General features: G+C 61.7%; 17 protein-coding genes and 1 tRNA gene. 9 read left to right on the plus strand and 9 right to left on the minus strand.

The features are described from left to right. The first annotated feature begins 107 nt into the window (after positions 1 to 107). Entirely contained in the window at positions 108 to 1,292 is a 1,185-nt protein-coding gene (punC, locus tag HBO11_RS01405) for a purine nucleoside transporter PunC (protein WP_169953329.1), read from the plus strand. On the opposite strand, the gene HBO11_RS01410 is transcribed toward punC, so the two are convergent. Both HBO11_RS01410 and HBO11_RS01415 read right to left on the minus strand, forming a co-directional pair. Next, complete coding sequence (locus tag HBO11_RS01410; protein WP_169953330.1) at positions 1,289 to 2,122, minus strand: nucleoside-binding protein; 834 nt, start codon at positions 2,120 to 2,122, stop codon at positions 1,289 to 1,291. The two genes, punC and HBO11_RS01410, sit on opposite strands and share 4 nt — an antisense overlap. 143 nt (positions 2,123 to 2,265) lie before the next feature. Further along, positions 2,266 to 3,216: a LysR family transcriptional regulator gene (locus HBO11_RS01415; protein WP_076961310.1), complete on the minus strand. Its 951-nt coding sequence runs from the start codon at positions 3,214 to 3,216 to the stop codon at positions 2,266 to 2,268. A 172-nt stretch (positions 3,217 to 3,388) separates the two neighbouring features. Between HBO11_RS01415 and HBO11_RS01420 the strand changes: the two genes are divergently transcribed. Continuing rightward, positions 3,389 to 4,900 (plus strand): nucleobase:cation symporter-2 family protein, encoded by a 1,512-nt coding sequence (locus HBO11_RS01420; protein ID WP_169953331.1) that lies wholly within the window; start codon positions 3,389 to 3,391, stop codon positions 4,898 to 4,900. A gap of 66 nt (positions 4,901 to 4,966) precedes the next feature. Here HBO11_RS01420 and HBO11_RS01425 read toward each other — a convergent pair whose 3' ends face one another. The 4 genes from HBO11_RS01425 to HBO11_RS01440 form a co-directional block, all read right to left on the minus strand. After that, positions 4,967 to 5,719 (minus strand): alpha/beta fold hydrolase, encoded by a 753-nt coding sequence (locus HBO11_RS01425; RefSeq protein ID WP_169953333.1) that lies wholly within the window; start codon positions 5,717 to 5,719, stop codon positions 4,967 to 4,969. 187 nt (positions 5,720 to 5,906) lie between these two features. Then, a complete protein-coding gene (locus HBO11_RS01430; RefSeq protein ID WP_169953336.1) occupies positions 5,907 to 7,181 on the minus strand; it encodes an MFS transporter in 1,275 nt (424 codons plus the stop codon). Between the two features lie 83 nt (positions 7,182 to 7,264). Continuing rightward, the gene (locus tag HBO11_RS01435) at positions 7,265 to 8,419 is read right to left on the minus strand and encodes an acyl-CoA dehydrogenase family protein (RefSeq protein ID WP_169953339.1); all 1,155 of its coding nucleotides are present in this window, start codon (positions 8,417 to 8,419) and stop codon (positions 7,265 to 7,267) included. 67 nt (positions 8,420 to 8,486) lie between these two features. Next, positions 8,487 to 9,326 (minus strand): IclR family transcriptional regulator, encoded by an 840-nt coding sequence (locus HBO11_RS01440; RefSeq protein WP_169953341.1) that lies wholly within the window; start codon positions 9,324 to 9,326, stop codon positions 8,487 to 8,489. 262 nt (positions 9,327 to 9,588) lie between these two features. On the opposite strand from HBO11_RS01440, the gene HBO11_RS01445 reads away from it, so the two are divergent. The 3 genes from HBO11_RS01445 to HBO11_RS01455 are packed head-to-tail and all read left to right on the plus strand — an operon-like array spanning position 9,589 to position 13,163. After that, positions 9,589 to 10,374: an enoyl-CoA hydratase gene (locus HBO11_RS01445; RefSeq protein ID WP_169953344.1), complete on the plus strand. Its 786-nt coding sequence runs from the start codon at positions 9,589 to 9,591 to the stop codon at positions 10,372 to 10,374. Positions 10,375 to 10,376: 2 nt separating this feature from the next. Next, complete coding sequence (locus tag HBO11_RS01450; RefSeq protein WP_169953347.1) at positions 10,377 to 11,906, plus strand: 3-hydroxyacyl-CoA dehydrogenase; 1,530 nt, start codon at positions 10,377 to 10,379, stop codon at positions 11,904 to 11,906. Between the two features lie 24 nt (positions 11,907 to 11,930). Beyond that, positions 11,931 to 13,163: a CaiB/BaiF CoA-transferase family protein gene (locus HBO11_RS01455; RefSeq protein ID WP_169953349.1), complete on the plus strand. Its 1,233-nt coding sequence runs from the start codon at positions 11,931 to 11,933 to the stop codon at positions 13,161 to 13,163. An 18-nt stretch (positions 13,164 to 13,181) separates the two neighbouring features. Here the strand turns inward: HBO11_RS01455 and HBO11_RS01460 are convergent, their stop codons facing one another. Further along, positions 13,182 to 13,802 carry a hypothetical protein gene (locus HBO11_RS01460; protein WP_169953352.1) on the minus strand — a complete coding sequence of 207 codons (621 nt, stop codon included), beginning with the start codon at positions 13,800 to 13,802 and terminating at the stop codon, positions 13,182 to 13,184. Positions 13,803 to 14,062: 260 nt separating this feature from the next. Between HBO11_RS01460 and HBO11_RS01465 the strand changes: the two genes are divergently transcribed. Further along, positions 14,063 to 14,138, plus strand: a tRNA-Asn gene (locus HBO11_RS01465). A 59-nt stretch (positions 14,139 to 14,197) separates the two neighbouring features. Here the strand turns inward: HBO11_RS01465 and mug are convergent. Beyond that, positions 14,198 to 14,719, minus strand: coding sequence for a G/U mismatch-specific DNA glycosylase (gene mug / locus HBO11_RS01470; protein ID WP_170058703.1), 522 nt, complete (start codon positions 14,717 to 14,719; stop codon positions 14,198 to 14,200). After that, complete coding sequence (locus HBO11_RS01475) at positions 14,716 to 15,585, minus strand: LysR substrate-binding domain-containing protein (protein ID WP_169953357.1); 870 nt, start codon at positions 15,583 to 15,585, stop codon at positions 14,716 to 14,718. Before HBO11_RS01475 ends, mug begins: the two co-directional genes overlap by 4 nt. Before the next feature lie 135 nt (positions 15,586 to 15,720). On the opposite strand from HBO11_RS01475, the gene HBO11_RS01480 reads away from it, so the two are divergent. The 3 genes from HBO11_RS01480 to HBO11_RS01490 are packed head-to-tail and all read left to right on the plus strand — an operon-like array spanning position 15,721 to position 18,770. Further along, positions 15,721 to 16,770, plus strand: a complete 1,050-nt coding sequence (locus tag HBO11_RS01480) for an agmatine deiminase family protein (protein WP_170058704.1) — start codon at positions 15,721 to 15,723, stop codon at positions 16,768 to 16,770. A 4-nt stretch (positions 16,771 to 16,774) separates the two neighbouring features. Further along, entirely contained in the window at positions 16,775 to 17,683 is a 909-nt protein-coding gene (aguB, locus tag HBO11_RS01485) for an N-carbamoylputrescine amidase (RefSeq protein ID WP_169953361.1), read from the plus strand. 1 nt (position 17,684) lies between these two features. Continuing rightward, on the plus strand, positions 17,685 to 18,770 hold the full coding sequence (locus HBO11_RS01490) for an extracellular solute-binding protein (RefSeq protein ID WP_169953363.1): 1,086 nt from the start codon (positions 17,685 to 17,687) through the stop codon (positions 18,768 to 18,770). Positions 18,771 to 18,781: the final 11 nt, after the last annotated feature.

Here is an 18,781-nt window from a genome sequence, read left to right on the forward strand (position 1 = left end):
AAATATTGATAAGAGTGTTCAATTATTATCGCTTCACAGCGCAACTGTCAGCCTCATAATAGGCGCCAGTCAGCAAATTGTTTGATGGCAGGATTAACAAGGCTTCAATGAAAAACTCTTTTGGTTTCACCTGGTACCTGGCGGGGCTGAGCATGCTCGGCTATCTGGCCATGGATATGTACTTGCCCGCGTTCGGCGCCATGGGCGAACACTTGCAGATTTCCCCCGGTGCGGTGGGGGCCAGTTTGAGCATCTTCCTCGCCGGTTTTGCCGTGGGGCAACTGCTCTGGGGCCCGCTGTCTGATCGCCTGGGGCGCAAGCCGATCCTGTTGGCCGGCCTGAGTCTGTTCGTGCTCGGCTGCCTGGGGATGTTCTGGGTCGAGACCGCGCCGCAACTGCTGGCCTTGCGTTTTGTACAGTCGATTGGGGTGTGCAGCGCCGCAGTCAGTTGGCAGGCGCTGGTGATTGACCGGTACCCGGCTGACAAGGCGCACCGGGTGTTTGCCAGCATCATGCCGCTGATGTCCCTGTCACCGGCGCTGGCGCCGCTGTTGGGCGCGGTGGTATTGAATCACTGGGGCTGGCAGGCGATCTTCGCCGTGTTGCTGGGTATTTCGCTGTTGCTGCTATTACCGACCCTGTTTCTCAAATCCATGCCCAAACGCCTGGCCGCCGACGGCGAAAAACCCAGGTTGGGCTACGGGCAACTGTTCAAGTCGCGGGTGTTCATCGGCAATGTGCTGATCTTCGCCGCGTGCTCCGCCAGCTTCTTCGCCTGGCTCACGGCCTCGCCGTTTATTCTCGGTGGCATGGGTTACAGCCCTAATGACATCGGCCTGAGCTATGTGCTGCCGACCCTGGCGTTTCTGGTGGGTGGCTACAGTTGCCGCAGCGCCTTGCAACGGTTCCAGGGCAAACTCTTGTTGCCCTGGTTGCTGGTGGCGTATTGCGTAAGCATGGTGGCGCTGTATTTGGTAGCGACCTTGACGGTGCCGACGCTGACCACCTTGCTGATTCCGTTCTGCTTGATGGCCCTGGTCAACGGCGCCAGCTACCCGATTGTAGTGGCGAATGCGCTGATGCCTTTTTCGGAAAACTCCGGCAAGGCTGCGGCACTGCAAAACACCCTGCAACTGGGCTTGTGCTTTGTCGCCAGCCTGCTGGTGTCGTCGTTGCTGGAGCAGCCATTGCTGGTCACGGTGATCGTGATGCTGGCGACCGCGCCGCTGGCGGTGTTGGGTTACTGGCTGGCGCGGCCCAAGTCGGACGAGTCGCAGTTGGCGGCAGCTTAAAACGTCACTTCCATATTCAGGGTTGGCGTTGAGGTGCGGCTGCCACGGCCGCCGTCCACGCCAAACTTGTTATGCCAGTATTCGTAGCCCACGCCCAGGTACAGGTTGGGCTTGACGCTTTTGCCCGGCCGGACGGCGACCATCAGTGCCGTGCGCATCAGCGTTTCTGCGGCGGTGTCGCGACTGTTGTAGTCGTGGCCTTTGTCGCCGACATGGTTGATGAACCCCTGGAACTTCGCCCCATGGTTGCCGAGCTCGAACGGGCGCATCCAGGTCAGGTTGAGCATGTAGGTGTCGTCGAAGGTGTGGTTCGGATCTTTCGCGCCTGGGATGCCGGAATGGTTGTTTTCCTTGTAGTACATCAGGCTCAGGTCCAGCACCCCGACGGTATTGAACTTCAGGGTCGGCCCGATCACCAGGGCGCGTTTTTTCGCCGACGCCAGGTTGTTGTTGCGGTTGGCGTCGAACCCCAGGGTCAGCGCGTAATCCTTGATCAGCCCGGTGCCCTGCGGCATGTCGAATACCCGTGATGCATACAACTGGTGCCGGTAGACCGCATACACCTCGCTGCCACCGTGATCGGTGCCCTTGCGCGGATCGCGGCTGTCGGACAGGAATACATCGAGATGTAGGAAGTTGCTGCCGTACTGGTAGCCGCTGGCGTGGGTGAAGCTGTAGATGCGCTTGCTGAACTCGTCAGGGTTGTTGGGATTGGTGAACTGTTGCCCGTAGCGAAATCCTACGCTGTTGTTCATCCATTCCACCGCGACAGCCTCCCCGCCGCCGAGGAGTGTGAGTAATACGGTTGCGCCGTGCAGTGCCTTTTTCATTGTTTTAGTTCCTTTGGCGTTTGGCTCATGGCAGCCGTGCAGGGGCCGCCGGGCGCAGTATCGACACAACCGCCGTGCTGCTCAAAGAACAGAATATCGACTGGGCTGCTGCCGAATCGGCAGCACTGAAGCTGGCCTGAAGGTCAGGAAATACGCGGTGTACAGGGTGATTCTTCGCGTTCGCGCAAAGCGATTTCCTCGCTGATCAGGTGGGCCATCGACTCCACTGCCGTAGGCAAATCCCGACCTTTGCGCGCATACAGCCCCAGGTCGCTGAACATCCCGCCCTGGTCGCTCAAGGGGATGTGCAGCAACTCACCCCTGGCCAAATCGGCCTCGATCCCGATCCGCGTCTGGAACGCCACCCCCAATTGCTGGCGCGCCAACTGCCGCGCCAGTTCCATGGAATTGCTTTGCAGCAACGGCTTGTGCGCAGCCGGCGAACGTTTGTGCAGCGGGGCAATCAGGTGATGGATCGACAGCTCGCTGTTGGCCTGGATCACCCCGTGTTCAGCGCACAGGGTGTAGCTGACGCTGGCGTGTGAGGCCAGTGGATGCCCCGGTGCCACCAACGCACCCAGGCGGAAATGCCCGACACACAACTGTGTGGTTTCCGCACTGCGTGGTAGGGCAAAGGCCAGCCCCAGGTCTGCCTGGCCGTTGATCACCGCCGCCGGAATCGATTGTGAACCCTGCACGGTCACTCCGATGGTCACCGCCGGGTAGCGCTGGCGCATGCGCTTGAGCACGGCTGGCAGCAACTCCACTGTCGCGCCTTCCACCGTGGCGATTTCCACATGCCCGGTCTGCACCTGGTTCAGGCCTTCGAGTTCGCCGCGCACCCGTTCCACATCCTGCAACACCAGGGTGACATGGCGGGTCAGGATTTCCCCCGCAGCGGTCAGGCGCAACCCACCGGGCAAGCGCTCGAACAAGGCCGCGCCGACTTCGTCTTCAAGTTTGAGAATCTGCCGGTTCACCGCCGACGACGCCACGTTCAGCCGGCGCGCAGCTTCGCGGATCGAATGGCAGCGGCGGACCATATCGAAGTAGCAAATGGCCGCAGAGTGAATACGCAGCGTGCGGTTGAGCATTTTTTTCAGATCCTTGTGGGCACGGCTTCAAGCCTTGGGGCAGGGCGGCTGAATGGATTTTTGTAACGTCGATGCCGGGTATCTTGTGGAAATGATTGTATACAACTCTATGGACATCCAATCTTTCTATTGCATACAGTGAGCGCACAACAAAAACAGAGATCCCCTCACCATGACTATCCCGAAGGCGTCACCGCAACGGCCAGAAGATGAGAATCTTGGCGTCGCTGCCAACATGGCTTACGGCCTGCAGCATGTACTGACCATGTACGGCGGTATCGTGGCCGTGCCGTTGATTGTCGGCCAGGCGGCCGGGTTATCCCCCGCCGATATTGGCCTGTTGATCGCCGCGTCGTTGTTTGCCGGTGGCCTGGCCACGCTGTTGCAAACCCTGGGCCTGCCGTTTTTTGGCTGTCAGTTGCCCTTGGTGCAAGGGGTGTCGTTTGCCGGTGTGGCGACCATGGTGGCGATTGTCGGCAGCGATGGCGCAGGCGGTGTGCCGGCGATCCTGGGGGCGGTGATGGCCGCGTCGCTGATCGGGCTGCTGATTACCCCGATATTCTCGCGAATTACCAAGTTCTTCCCGCCGCTGGTGACCGGGATCGTGATTACCACCATCGGCCTGACGCTGATGCCGGTCGCCGCCCGCTGGGCCATGGGCGGTAACAGCCGTGCCGCTGATTTTGGCAGCATGCCGAACATCGGCCTGGCGGCCATCACCCTGGTGCTGGTGCTGTTGCTGAGCAAAGTGGGCAGCGCCACCATCTCGCGCCTGTCGATCCTGCTGGCGATGGTGTTTGGCACATTGATCGCGGTGTTTTTGGGCATGGCGGACTTCTCTACCGTGACCCAGGGCCCGATGATCGGCTTCCCTACGCCGTTCCATTTCGGCATGCCGACCTTCCATGTGGCGGCGATCCTGTCCATGTGCATCGTGGTCATGGTGACCCTGGTGGAAACCTCGGCGGACATTCTGGCGGTGGGCGAGATCATCGACACCAAGGTTGACTCCAAGCGCCTGGGCAACGGCCTGCGTGCCGACATGCTGTCGAGCATGTTCGCGCCGATCTTCGGTTCGTTCACCCAAAGCGCCTTCGCCCAGAACGTCGGCCTGGTGGCGGTGACCGGGGTCAAGAGTCGTTATGTGGTGGCCACGGGCGGCCTGTTCCTGGTGATCCTTGGCCTGCTGCCCTTCATGGGCCGGGTGATTGCCGCAGTACCGACCTCGGTGCTGGGCGGCGCCGGGATCGTGTTGTTTGGCACCGTGGCGGCCAGTGGGATACGTACGCTGTCCAAGGTTGATTACCGTAACAACATGAACCTGATCATCGTCGCCACCTCCATCGGTTTCGGCATGATCCCCATCGCCGCGCCGAGCTTCTACGATCAGTTCCCCAGCTGGTTCGCGACCATCTTCCACTCGGGGATCAGTTCCTCGGCGATCATGGCGATCCTGCTGAACCTGGCGTTCAACCACTTCACTGCCGGCAACTCGGACCAGCAGTCGGTGTTCGTCGCCGGCACCGAGCGCAGCCTGTGCTTCCAGGATGTGGCGGCGCTGCGCGACGGGGATTATTTCAGCAAGGGCAAATTGTTTGATGCCGAGGGCAAGGAGATCCCGCTGGTGGATGCATCACTGCAGAAAGCGACGGTGGCGGGGCGGGCTGAAACGAGCGAGGTGTAGCCAAAACACCGCAAAAAACTGAATGTGGGAGCGGGCTTGCCCGCTCCTACATTTGATTGGTGGTGTTTAGAAGACCGTTGGTGAGCACACCTCATCCAAAAACTTCACCACCGTGCCCATGCACGGCTGGCGCTCCTCCACATGGGGCATATGGCTGGAGTCTTCAAACAGCGCTGCGCGTACATCGGCGATTTCATCGAGGAATGCCTTGAATTCCAGCGGTGTGGCCTGGTCATGCCGCCCGGAAATTATCAGGGTTGGCACTTGGATCTGCGTCAGCCGGCCAATGCTGATCGGGCCGTGCAGGGCGTTGTAAACCGTAGGATCGGCCGCCATCTGGGCGAAGGTACGTGCCACTTCTTCGGGCCACGGGTTGATCCGGCACAAGGGTTGGTCATCGAAGCCGGCCGCCAGGTTGGCGGCGATCAAGGCGCGCAAGCCCCGGGGTTGGCGAAGCGCGTGTTCACTGCCGAGCCTGCCGCCCCAGGCATGCCCAAGGATTGCGTAATGGTCGCTGATGCGCAGATGGTCGAGCAGGTTGTCCAGCTCTTCGAGAAACAGCTCAACCGTCCAGAAGCCGGCGGGCTGGTGGGGCAGGTGGGTGGAGTGGCCATTGCCCAGTTGGTCGTAGTGAATCACCGCATGCCCACTGGCGGCCACGTCCTTGAAGGCGTCCAGGTAGTCATGGGTGCCACCGGGGCCGCCGTGGAGGACGACCAGTGGGGTCTTGCCGCTGTCGAGATTGCCGGTCACGCGGTACCAGGTCTGGTAACCGCGAAAGGCGGCGTAGCCCTGGCGGATCTGTTCGATGAATTCCATTTCCGGCCCTGCCATCAAAAATTGGTGGGGTACACGATAGTTTGAACAAAACGTTTAAGTAACTGGCAAAACGGCTAGGTTTTCCAGGGGGATTGGTGTGAGTGCCCATTGGAGAAACCGGCTTGCCGGCGATAGCGTATTGGCCCGGCGCGCCGCTATCGCCGGCAAGCCGGCGCCGACAGCGGGGTTATTGTTTTTGCGGGTCAAACTGCTTGTCGCGGATGAACAGCGCCGGGATCACCCCGCAGATGAAGTACGCCGCGCCCATCACCAAAAAGCCCACGCCAATCGAGCCGTGGGACGCCAGGAAGCCAATGGCCGCCGGCGCGACCGCCGCGCCGATCCTCCCGATGTTGTAGGCGCCGCCCACGGCTGAGCCGCGGAATTTCGCCTCGAAACTCTCGGTCATGTAGGTCGCGTTCACGCCGTAGGGAATGCCATACAGGAAGCCGAAGACAATCAGCAGCCAAAGGATATTCTCCGGGCTCTGGTACAGCACGATCACCGGCAGGAACACCGCCGTCCCCAATGCCCCGAAGGCAAACACCACGCGCCGCCCCAGGCGATCGGCCGCGAGGCCGGCGAGGATCTTGCCGAAAATCATTGCCGCGTAGGTGCCGACCATGTAGCTGGTCATCGACTTGAAGTTCATCCCCAACTCGCCTTCGAGGTAGGAGGGCATCCAGTTGTTGACCCCGTAGTAGCCAAACTGCAGGAAGCCTGCGGTCAGCGCCCAGAGCAGGAACATGCGGCTGGCCTTGGGATCACTGAAAATCAGCTTGAACATGCCATCGGGCTTTTTCGCCGCGACGCGCTGGGTGCCTTCGGCTTTTTCCCGCGCGCGTTCGGCCTGGGCGTTGAGCCAGGCCTGGGGCTCCGGCACCAGGCGTTGCATCAGCACGGCGAGGATCACCGGGATGATCGCCACGTAGAATAGCCAGCGCCAGCCGTGGTCCGGCAGGATCCAGCCGGCCAACAAGGTCGCGACGATATAGCCCACCGACCAGCCGGCCTGCAAGGTGCCAAGCACGGTGGTGCGGTAGCGGGTCGGCACGTATTCGGCCATCAGGGTGTTGCAGGCGACATACAGCGCGCCCAGGCCAAGGGAGGCGAAGAAACGGGTGGCCGCAAACTGCCAGTAGCTGTGGGTCAGGCCAAGGATCGCGGTGCCCACCGAGAACAGCACGATGCTCCACACCACGGTCTTGACCCGGCCAAAGCGGTCACAGGCCCAGCCGCCGTAAATCCCGCCGACCGCCATCCCGGCCAGGGTGAAACTGCCCAGGCTGCCGGCCTCGACACTGGTCAGGCCGAACTCGGCTTTCAGGCTGCTGAGACTGTAGGACAGCAGCATCAAATCTGCGCCATCGATCAAGAGGCCGAGGAAGCAGAAAATGAAAACAATGATCCACAGGTTGTTTTTTGCGGGCGACAACGCACCCGCCGATGCGGCGACTTCCATAGCGATACCTTGTTGTAGTTGTAGGGCACGGTTTATGGGGGTTTGTAGGAGCCGGCTTGCCGGCTCCCACCGTAGAGGCGGGGTTAGTGCTGGGCCTCGCGAATCATGTTGCGTGCAATCACCAACTGCTGGATCTGGGTCGTACCCTCATACAGCCGGAACAGCCGTACATCGCGATAGAACCGTTCGATCGCATACTCGCTCACATAACCTGCGCCACCATGGATCTGCACACAGCGGTCTGCCACCCGGCCGCACATCTCGGTGGCGAACATCTTCGCGCAGGAGGCTTCGGTGCCGATGTTCAAGCCGTCGTCACGCTTGCGCGCCGCGTCCAGCACCATGCAGCGGGCCGCGTAGATTTCAGCCTTGCTGTCGGCGAGCATCGCCTGGATCAACTGGAACTCGGCAATCGGCTGGCCGAATTGCTTGCGGTCGATGGCGTAGTGCAGGGCATCGTCGAGCATGCGTTCGGCGGCGCCGACGCTGACCGCTGCGATATGCAGGCGGCCCTTGTCGAGCACCTTCATCGCGGTCTTGAACCCCACGCCTTCGACGCCGCCGATCAGTTGCCCGACGGGGATCCGCACATTGTCGAAAATCACGTCGCTGGTATGGGCGCCTTTCTGGCCCATCTTGTGGTCGCGCTTGCCCAGGGACACCCCCGGCGTATTGCGCTCGACGATAAACGCGCTGATCCCGCCCGAGCCCTTGATATCCGGGTTGGTGCGGGCCATCACCGTGAAAATCCCGGCATGGGGTGCATTGGTGATAAAGCGCTTGGTGCCATTGATCAGGTAATGCTCGCCATCGCGCACGGCGGTGGTCTTCAGCGAGGCGGCGTCGGAGCCTGCGTCCGGTTCGGTCAGGCAGAACGAACTGAGCAACTCGCCACTGGCCAGCTTGGGCAGGTAGTGCTGTTTCTGCGCCTCGGTGCCGTCCAGCAGAATGCCGATGGAGCCGATGCCATTATTGGTGCCGAAGTAGGAACGGAATGCCGGCGAGGTGCGCCCCAGCTCGAAGGCGATGCAGACTTCTTCTTCCATGGTCACGCCCAGGCCACCATAGGCTTCGGGCAGGGTCAGGCCGAACAGGCCCATGTCCTGGAATTGCTGGACGATGTCCGCCGGGATCTCATCGGCCTCGGCGATTTCGTTTTCCCGTGGGATCAGCGCTTCATTGACGAACTGGCGAATGGAATCCAGCAGCAGATGCAGCGTTTGCGGGTCTCGGATCATGTGCATTCCTCGGCGGCCCGTTCGGCGGGCCTGTTGTTTGATCTGCCGAGGCCGTGCACCGATCTGTCTAGCGGGCGGCGGCCTCGATGTTGTTGACCATGTGCTTGAGACGCGGCCCGATGTCGTCTTCGAGTTTTTCCCGGGAAAGGTGGAAACTCGGCCCGCCACAGTTGAACGTCAACAGCCCATGTTGTGCGTGCAGCATGGGCACGGCGATGGCGTTGACATCGCGGTGCCATTCCCCGATCGACATGCAATAGCCGAAGTCGGTGTAGTCCCTGAACGCGCGCTCCAGCCCTTTGCGAATCGTCGGCCAATCCTCCAGATGACGCTGGCGGATATGGTCGAGCATGAACTCACGCTCGTTTTCCGGCATCGCCGCCAGGCAAGCGCGGCCCGCCGAACTCAAGTGCAGCGGCAGGCGCGTACCGACCTGGCGGCGCATGGTCATGTTCGCTTCGCCCTGGACCACGTCCAGGTACACCATGTCCAGGCGGTCCCGGGTGGCCATTGCGACGGCGGCCTGGGCGTACTTGGCCATGGTTTCCATCAGCGGGTGGGCCACGGCCCGCACCGACAGGTTGGAAAGCATCGCGTAACCAAACGCCATCACCCCCACATCCAACTGGTACCGGCCCGACTGCGGCAGGTGCTTGAGGTAACCCAAGCGGGTCAGGGTGTGCGTCATGCGGGTAATCGTCGGCTTGGGCAGGCCGGTCTTGCGCGCCAGTTCCTGGTTACCCAACACGCTTTCGCTGGGGGTAAAGCAGCGCAGCAGTTCCAGGCCACGGGCCAGGGCCGTGATGAACTGGCGGTCCTTGTCTTCCTCCTCCTCGCTATTCATCGGATCCACCCGCAGATGTTCGAACCCGTTGCTGCCTGCAGGTGCCTCTGGTGTGCGGCGCATGGTAGTCCCTCTTTTTTTATAAAATCAACAAAACAAAATTGTATTCCGCAGTGCGAAACTAAGCAACTGATTGGTTTTCTCCGTGCGCTCCTAATTAACCTTCAATAAACAATGAGTTAATCGAGATTTCATTGGGCGTTGCGGTTTTTGCATTTACACCCGCCGGGTCGATACCTATGATCATGGCTAAATACGGAATGTTATTTCGCATAGCGAAACTAACATTGACCGCACTAACAAGAACATTGCAGCAGGAGTACATGTGGCTAATCCTGATCAACCCGTGGTCTACCTCGACGTCCAGGACAATGGCGTTGCCGTGGTGCGCATCCATCGCCCCGACGTCAAAAATGCCCTTAACGCCCAGGTGCGTGAGGAACTGGCCGGGCACTTTCGTGCCTTGGCCCGGCGCCGGGATGTGCGCGTCATTGTGCTGACCGGTGGCGAGCAGTTTTTTGTGGCGGGCGCCGACATCAAGGAGTTTGCCAGCGCCAGTCCTATCGAGATGTATCGCCGGCACACCGAGTACCTGTGGGAAGCCATCAGCCGTTGCCCGAAACCGGTGATCGCTGCGGTCAACGGCTTTGCCCTGGGCGGTGGCTGCGAGTTGGCGATGCATTGCGACATGATCGTGGCCGGCGAATCGGCGCGTTTTGCCCAACCTGAGGTCAAGCTCGGCCTGATGCCGGGTGCCGGCGGCACACAACGCCTGGTGCGTGCGGTGGGAAAATTCCAGGCCATGCGTATTGCCCTGACTGGCTGCATGGTCAAGGCCCCCGAAGCCCTGGCCATGGGCATGCTCAGTGAGGTGGTGGCCGACGACCAGACCTTGCCACGAGCCCTGGAGCTGGCGGCGCAGATCGCCGCGCTGCCGCCGCTGGCGGTGGAGCAGATCAAGGAAGTGATGCTTGCGGGCGCCGACCTGCCGCTGGAAAGCGCCCTGGTACTGGAGCGCAAGGCGTTCCAATTGCTGTTCGATTCTGCGGATCAGAAGGAGGGCGCCGCGGCGTTCTTCGAGAAACGCACACCCAACTACCTCGGGGAATAACCATGGCCGATTCGATCAACATCATGGGCCTGGTGGGCACTGGCGTCATGGGCGCCGGCATCGCGCAGATTGCCGCCCAGGCCGGCGTGCGCGTGCGCTTGTTCGACGCCCGCGATGGCGCGGCGCAGGCGGCTCGCGACAGTCTCGACGCGACCTTCGCCAAGCTGGTCGGCAAGGGCAAGCTCACCCAGGCGGCCATGGACAGCGCGTTGCACAACCTGCACGTGGCCACCAGCCTTGACGCCTTGCACGATTGCGACCTGGTGGTTGAGGCCATTGTCGAAAACCTCGATGCCAAGCGTGGCCTGCTGCACCAGTTGGAGGCCATCGTGACGCCGGGGTGCATCCTCGCCAGCAACACCTCATCGCTGTCGGTCACGGCGATTGCCGCGGGTTGCCAGCATCCTGGGCGAGTCGCCGGCCTGCACTTTTTCAACCCGGTGCCGCTGATGCGCGTGGTGGAAGTCATCGACGGCCTGGCCACCGCGCCAGCCGTCGGCGAGGCCTTGCTGGGATTTGTCGCGCGCACCGGCCATCGTGGCGTGCGGGCCAAGGACACTCCCGGTTTTATCGTCAACCACGCCGGCCGTGCCTACGGCACCGAAGCCTTGAAGATGCTGGATGAAGGCATTGCCGAGGGGGGCGATATCGACCGCATCCTGCGCGACGGTGCGGGTTTTCGCATGGGGCCGCTGGAGCTGCTGGACCTTACCGGCCTGGACGTTTCCCACCCGGTCATGGAGTCAATCTACAACCAGTTCTACCAGGAGCCGCGCTACAAACCCTCGGCCCTGACCCGGCAGATGCTGGTGGGTGGGCGCCTGGGGCGCAAGACCGGCCAGGGTTTCTACCGCTACGAAAATGGCCAGAGGATCGACGGCCCACAGCCGCAGCCGGTGCCAACTGTTACCACGCTGCCAGCGGTGTGGATCGCCACGGAAAACCCCGAAGACCACGAATGCCTCAGCACCTTGCTGATCAACCTCGGCGCGCAATTGGAGACGGGCGCGCAGCCGTCGCCCGCTGCGTTGTGCCTGCTGGCACCTTACGGCCGTGACGCGACCGCCACCTGCGAGTGGTTCCACACCGATCCGGCGCGCACCTTGTGCATTGACCTTCTGCCCGACCTGTCGCGCCATCGCACCCTGATGCAAAACCCGCTGACCGCCGCGCCGATGCGCGACGCTGCCCACGCCTTGCTCGCCAGGGATGGCGTGGGAGTGACGGTGATTGGCGACAGTGTTGGCTTTGTGGCCCAGCGTACCTTGGCGATGGTGGTCAACCTGGCCTGCGACATTGCGCAGCAGCGCATCGCCAGCGTCGAGGATATCGATCAGGCGGTACACCTGGGCCTCGGTTACCCCCATGGCCCGCTGGCTTGGGGCGACGCCCTCGGGCCCCGCAGGATTTTGACGATTTTGCAGCGCCTGTGCGAGATCACCCACGACCCACGCTACCGCCCCAGCCCCTGGCTGAGACGCCGTGCGTTGCTGGGGATTTCCTTGCGCCATCCAGAGCCGGCAATCGGCTGACACAGACTTTCAGGAATAAAAACAATGGGTGCATTAACAGGTTTGCGTGTACTGGATTTGAGCCGGGTGTTGGCCGGCCCATGGTGTGGCCAGGTGTTGGCGGACCTCGGCGCGGAAGTGATCAAGATCGAGCGCCCGCAGAGCGGCGATGACACTCGGGGCTGGGGGCCACCATGGATGAAGACCGACACCGGCGAGTCGTCCGGGCAGGCGTCGTATTACCAATCCACCAACCGCGGCAAGCTGTCGGTGGCCATCGACCTGGCCAGTACCGAAGGCCAGGAACTGGTGCGGGCGCTGGCGGCCAGCTCCGATGTGCTGATCGAAAACTACAAGGCCGGTTCCCTGGCGCGCTACGGCCTGGACTACGCGACACTGGCCCAGATCAACCCGCGCCTGGTGTATTGCTCCATCACCGGCTTCGGCCAGACCGGCCCGCGTGCGCAAGAGCCCGGCTACGACTTCATCATCCAGGGCATTGGCGGCCTGATGAGTATTACCGGTGAGCGCGACGACTTGCCGGGCGGCGGCCCGCAAAAAGTCGGCGTGGCATTTTCTGACCTGATGACCGGGCTGTATTCCACCGTGGCGATCCAGGCCGCGCTGCTCAGCCGCGAACGCACCGGCGTCGGCCAGCACATCGATATGGCCCTGCTGGATGTGCAAGTGGCAACCCTGGCCAACCAGAGCATGAACTACCTGGCCTCCGGCAAAGTGCCCCAGCGCTTTGGCAATGCCCACGCCAATATCGTGCCGTACCAGGTGTTTCGCGCCGCCGACCGCGACTTCATCATCGCCTGTGGCAACGACAGCCAATTTATCGCCTTGTGCCACAGCATCGGTCTGCCACACCTGCCGGACGACCCGCGTTTTCGGCGCAATGCCGACCGTGTCGCCCATCGGGCCGAAATCGTCGAGCTGCTGTCGGCGCACTTCCTTGGCCGCACGGCAGATGAGTGGGTCAGCTGCATCCATGCCTCGAAAGTGCCGGTGGGTGCGATCAACAACATCGCGCAATCCCTGGAAGAGCCGCAGGTGATTGCCCGTGGCTTGATGGTGAAGATCCCCCATCCGCAAAACCCCGACTTCGCCATGGTTGGCAGCCCGATCAAGATGTCTGGCACGCCAGTGGAGTACGTGCGACCAGCGCCGATGCTGGGGCAGCATACGGATGAGGTGTTGGCGGGGCGGTTGGGGTTGTCTGGTGAGGAGTTGGGGCAACTGAAGAGTAACGGGGTTATTGAGCAGTTGCCGTGATGGGCGCGCGTTGGGTTGCTACTGAAATATTTTGCTCAACGCGCCCATATCCATGGCTTCATTCATTTTTAAGGGCGCAGAAAAGGTGAAGGGCTCCTTGTAGAGTGACTCGTAGTCCATCTGCACAAATACGTCATTCCTTTGTAGGAACAGGCTCATTTGCAGCAGGCACAAGGGGCCGAACTGGGTGCTTTTAGTCGGCTCCAGAATCACGATGTCATTTCCCGGCCTTACGGCTGAGCCTTTGGTGGGCCAGCCTTTGGCGAAACATTCAGGATTCAAGCGCGCTTTCTCCAGCACGGCGGGCCAGCGACTGTCCCCCAGCCCATCGAAGTGTTCATCGCCAACGCGAATGCTGAACGCAGTGATGATGCCCGGCCCAATCCCTTCATTGGACAGGTACAGGCCGCTTTTTTGTGCCGTTAAATGCGGAGTGATCATCAGGTAGGGCCGTACGGACAGTCGGTTGTGCTCACGCATCAGGTCCAGTTGCCAGAAGGAAATCGACGCGGCGGCAATCGAGATCACCACGGCTGCCAGTGAGAGCAGCGTGCCTAAAGATAGCTTGGGTGTTTCCGGCGTCAGGGGAGTGATGGGGTGGCGCGGTTTGAAAAAGGGATGGTCATGCAGTTTTTTCACGTAGTCCGACTCCTTGTCGAATGGGTAGGTCTTGGTGGGTTAATGTTGGCTGGGATGGTAAAGAGTTTCGGCGACACCGGCGAAATATTCAGCTCAAGCGCTTTGATGATCCAGTCGGAGGGTTCCTGCTTTTTTGTAGGTTGTGAGTGAGGCTGCTGAAAGTTGAATCTCCCCAAATTTGCCAGACTCGCTGGAATCGCGTACGTAAAAGTGCATTAAATATTTGACTTATCCTTTTCAATCAGTAAGATACGCCGCATTCCGCGATAGCTCAGTTGGTAGAGCAAATGACTGTTAATCATTGGGTCCCTGGTTCGAGTCCAGGTCGTGGAGCCAGATAGAGAAAAGCCTGCAGCGATGCAGGCTTTTTTTTGCTCGCGATTTGGTCCCTGACGCTACTTGCCCGTCTCGGGGAATGCTGCCAAACAGAGCCGCCCATACGCTGCCACCAACTGCTCCAACGTAAACGCCAGATTCCGCCCGCTGGGATTGGGTAGTACCCACACCGCGGCATCCCCCAACGTCCGCGGTTGCAGCCCCCACGCGATCTCGCGCTGCCCCGATAGCGCGCAATAACCCGCCTTGCCCAGGAACGCCACATAGCGCGGTGCATACTGGCGGATTTTGTTTTCAAAGCCCTCGGCCGCCGCCTTGAATTCATCCTGGGACAACTGATCGGCCCGCGCCGTTGGCCGTTCCACGACGGTCGTCAGCCCGCAGTGGTACTGCAAGATTGTCCGATCATTCTCGGGCTGAACTTGATGTGGGGTAAACCCAGCCAGGTGCAAGGTGCGCCAGAAGCGATTGCTGCGTCCGGCAAAATGATGGCCCTGGGCGGCTGCCAGCAGGCCCGGATTGATCCCGCAAAAAATCACGGCCAGCCGCTCGGCCAGGATGTCTTCCAGTCCTTGACTCATGTCGGGGCACCCTGCGCCAGGTTGTCCAGCAACCACTGGCTGAAGCTGCGCGCCAGTGGGTCGTTTTCGCTGTCGCGGTGGGTCAGCAAGGCCCAGTTGGGGCCGCGAATGGTCGCGTCGACCAAAGGTTGCAGCAGGCCGTTGTCCCGCGCGTGCTGGCTCAGTAACTGGCTGACCAGTGCGATGCCCAGGCCACCGCAGGCTGCGTCCAGCAGCAGGCCGGGGTCGGAGAAGTTCAGGCCCTGGTCCTGCTGGCCCACGTCGATCCCGGCTTCCACCGCCCAATGGCTCCAGTCCATTTCCCGCTCGCCATGCAGGGTGGTGCGTTGCTCGTGGGGCAGGGCCAGTACGCTGGGGTGCGCGGCGGGATACAGGCGGTCGGTGTGCAGCACTTTGAAGCTGCACTCGGCCTGGGCGCTGATGTCGTCGCGCACGGCGAGGTCGATGGTCTGGGTGGCCATGTCGGGTACTTCGTCGGTGCTGAACAGCCATAAATCCACGTCCGGGTGGTGTCGGCGGAAGTCGGCCAGGCGCGGCAACAGCCAGTGGCGGGCAAAGGCGGGCGTGGTGTTGAGTACCAGTTGATTGGCCTTGCGGTACTGCCCCAGCCGACGTACGCCCACTGACAACTGTTGCAACAGGGCCTGGGTGGTGCTGAGGAAATCATGGCCGGCATCGGTCAGGGCGACGCTGCGCCCGTTGCGAAAGAACAGCGGCTGTTCCAGGTACGCTTCGAGACTGCGGATCTGTTGGCTGATGGCCGATTGGGTCAGGTGCAGTTCGTTGGCAGCCTTGTGAAAACTGCCCAACCGCGCCGCCGCTTCGAAGCCGCGCAGTGCCCCCAGGGGCGGCCAGTGTTTAAGCATGCTGATAAGTTTCTCTAATCATTTACCTGCAAAATCCATCGTTTGTTTGGCGGTTTGGCCAAACGTAGCATGGATCCCCATAGCGTGTACGTCGTTTTCGGTGAACACAAAGGCTTAACTCAGAAGGGGGTTGTCATGCTGCAGAACGAGATGCCACACAGCGGCTGGAGGATGCCGGCGGAATGGGCCAGGCACGCTGCGACCTGGATGGTCTGGCCCCATAACCAGGCACTCTGGGAGGCGGGATGGCGCGTGACCCTGGCCCAGGTGCAGGCGGATTTTGCGCGGGTCGCCAATGCCATCGCGCGGTTCGAGCCGGTGAAGCTGGTGGTTGACCCTTGTGCACTCGACACGGCCAAAGCCCTGTGCGGCCCCAACATCGAACTGATCGCGCTGGCGGTCAACGACAGTTGGTGCCGCGACTCCGGCCCCAGCTTTATTGGCCACCCGCAATTGGGCCTGGCCGGTGTGAGCTGGCGTTTTAACGCGTGGGGCGGCAAGTCGGCCCACGACCTGGACGACAGCCTGGCCCGGCGCACCCTCAACCACTTGGGCCTGCCATGCTTTGGCACGCCGTTGAGCAATGAAGGCGGGGCGATTCATGTGGACGGTGAGGGCACGTTGATTACCACCGAGTCGGTGTTGCTCAACCCCAATCGCAACCCGGGCATGGGCAAGGCCGAGATGGAGGCGTTCTTTGCGCGCTGGCTGGGGGTGACAAAAACCATCTGGCTGCCGGGCGATCCGGATTACGTCACCGGGGATATGACCGACGGCCATGTCGATGGTGTGTGCGCCTTTGCCCGCCCCGGCGTGTTGCTGGTGGACGCCACCCACGACCAGGGTTCGGTGTACGCCGAGGTGGCACGGGCAAACCGCCGCGCCCTGGAGCTGGCGACCGATGCCAAGGGCCGCCGGTTCGAGTTGATCGAACTCTTTGAGGCCAGCGAGGCGGTGGATGCCGACGCCGAGGTGTTTTGCGCGTCCTACACCAACTTTTACATCGCCAACGGCGCGATCATCATGCCGGCCTATGGCATTGCGGCCGACCAGGTGGCCGCCGAGGTACTGGCCCAGGCATTCCCGGATCGCGTGGTGGTACCGGTGCGTATCAACCACCTGGCCCATGGCGGCGGCGTGCATTGCATCACCCAGCAGCAGCCGGCCTGGCCGGTGGAGGGCTGATGCCATGACCTTGATGACCATCGCCACCACCCAGATGCCCTGCACCTGGGATTTGCCGCACAACCTTGATCAAGCCGAACGGCTGGTGCGTGAAGCGGCCAGCCAGGGCGCCCAGGTCATCCTGCTGCAAGAACTGTTTGCCACGCCGTATTTCTGCATCGAACAGCAACACAAACACCTGGCCTTGGCTGAGGAGTACCGCCATAGCGCGGTGCTCAAGCGCTTCGCCGCGCTGGCCGGGGAGCTGGGCGTGGTGCTGCCGTTGAGCTGGTTCGAAAAGGCCGGCAACGCCTACTTCAATTCTCTGAGCGTGGCCGATGCCGACGGGCAACTGCTGGGGGTGTATCGCAAGACCCATATCCCCAACGCCATTGGCTATCAGGAGAAGGAATACTTCAGCCCCGGCGACACTGGCTTCAAGGTCTGGGACACCGCGTTCGGCCGCCTCGGCGTGGGTATCTGCTGGGACCAGTGGTTCCCCGAGACCGCGCGTTGCCTGGCGTTGCTGGGCGCCGAGGTGTTGCTGTTTCCCACCGCCATCGGCTCCGAGCCGGGTTGTGCCAGCCTGGACTCCCGTGATCACTGGCAGATGACCATGCGCGGGCACGCCGCCGCCAATCTGTTGCCGGTGGTGGCGGCCAATCGTGTCGGCCGGGAAGTGGCGACCAGCGACCCGGCCTTGCAGATGGCGTTCTACGGCTCGTCGTTTATCTGCAACCACAAAGGCGCACTGCTGGCCGAGGCCGACCGCGCCAGCAGCGGCGTGCTGCTCCAGTGCCTGGACCTGGCGGCCATGGCCGAAGAGCGCCTGACCTGGGGCATCTACCGCGACCGCCGCCCGGACATGTATGGCGGCTTGCTGACCCAGGACGGTCGCCATCTGCATCCACGCTGGCAGACCCAAGGGGTATGACATGAAGCTGATCCACTGCACCCTGGCCCTGAGCATCGTCATCCCGACGGTACAGGCCGACGAAAAGATCCTGCGCCTGTACAACTGGGCCGACTATTTTGCCGAGGACACCCTGGCTCGCTTTACTGCCGAAACCGGGATCCAGGTGATCTACGACGTGATGGATGGCAGCGAGACCCTGGAGGCCAAGCTGATGGCTGGTGGCAGTGGCTATGACCTGATCTTCCCCGGCGATACGGTGGGCGAGCGCTTGATGCGCGCCGGCAGCCTGCAACCGCTGGATCCGGCGAAACTTGCGGCGCTGGAGGATATCGAACCAGGCCTGCAACAACTGCGCAGTCATTACCGCGCGTCAAATCAGGCCACAGTGCCCTACACCTGGGGCACGATTGGCCTGACCTATAACGCCGAGCAAATCCTACAGCGCATGCCGAATGCGCCGGTCAATAGCCTGGACCTGTTGTTCAAGCCGGAACTGGCGCGCCAATTTGCCGATTGCGGCATTTCGCTGATCGACTCGCCCGACGAAGTACTGGCCGTCGCGCTGATTTACCTGGGGCGCGAACCGCGCAGTGCCAAGCCCGAAGACCTGGCCGCGGCCAGCGCCCTGTTGCTCAAGCTGCGGCCATACATCCGCAAGTTCCAGTCGCAGCCGGTGACTGACCTGGTCAATGGCAACCTGTGCCTGTCCCTGGGCTACAGCGGCGACATGACCCAGGCGCAACGGGCGGCGGATGCGGCGGGTAAAAAGGCGCGCTTCCAATACCACATCCCCCGCGAGGGCACGACGGTGTGGATGGACACCATGGCCATTCCCGTGGATGCGCGGCATCCGGAATATGCCTACGCGTTTATCAACTTTGTCATGCGCCCGGAGAACATGGCGGCCATCAGCAATTTCACCGGCTACCCCACGGCCAATGCCAAGGCCCGCGCCAGCGTGGATCCGGCCATGGGCAACAACCCGGACATTTACCCGGACGACGCCACCTTCAAGCGACTGGTGGCCGGCCAGGATATTCCCCAGGCCGATATGCGCGCACGCATGCGGGTTTGGACTAAATTCAAGACGGCCGTCGGTCAATGACGGCACCTACA

Origin of the sequence: Pseudomonas sp. WS 5010 (assembly GCF_012985565.1) — a bacterium.
Taxonomy (GTDB): Bacteria; Pseudomonadota; Gammaproteobacteria; order Pseudomonadales; family Pseudomonadaceae; genus Aquipseudomonas.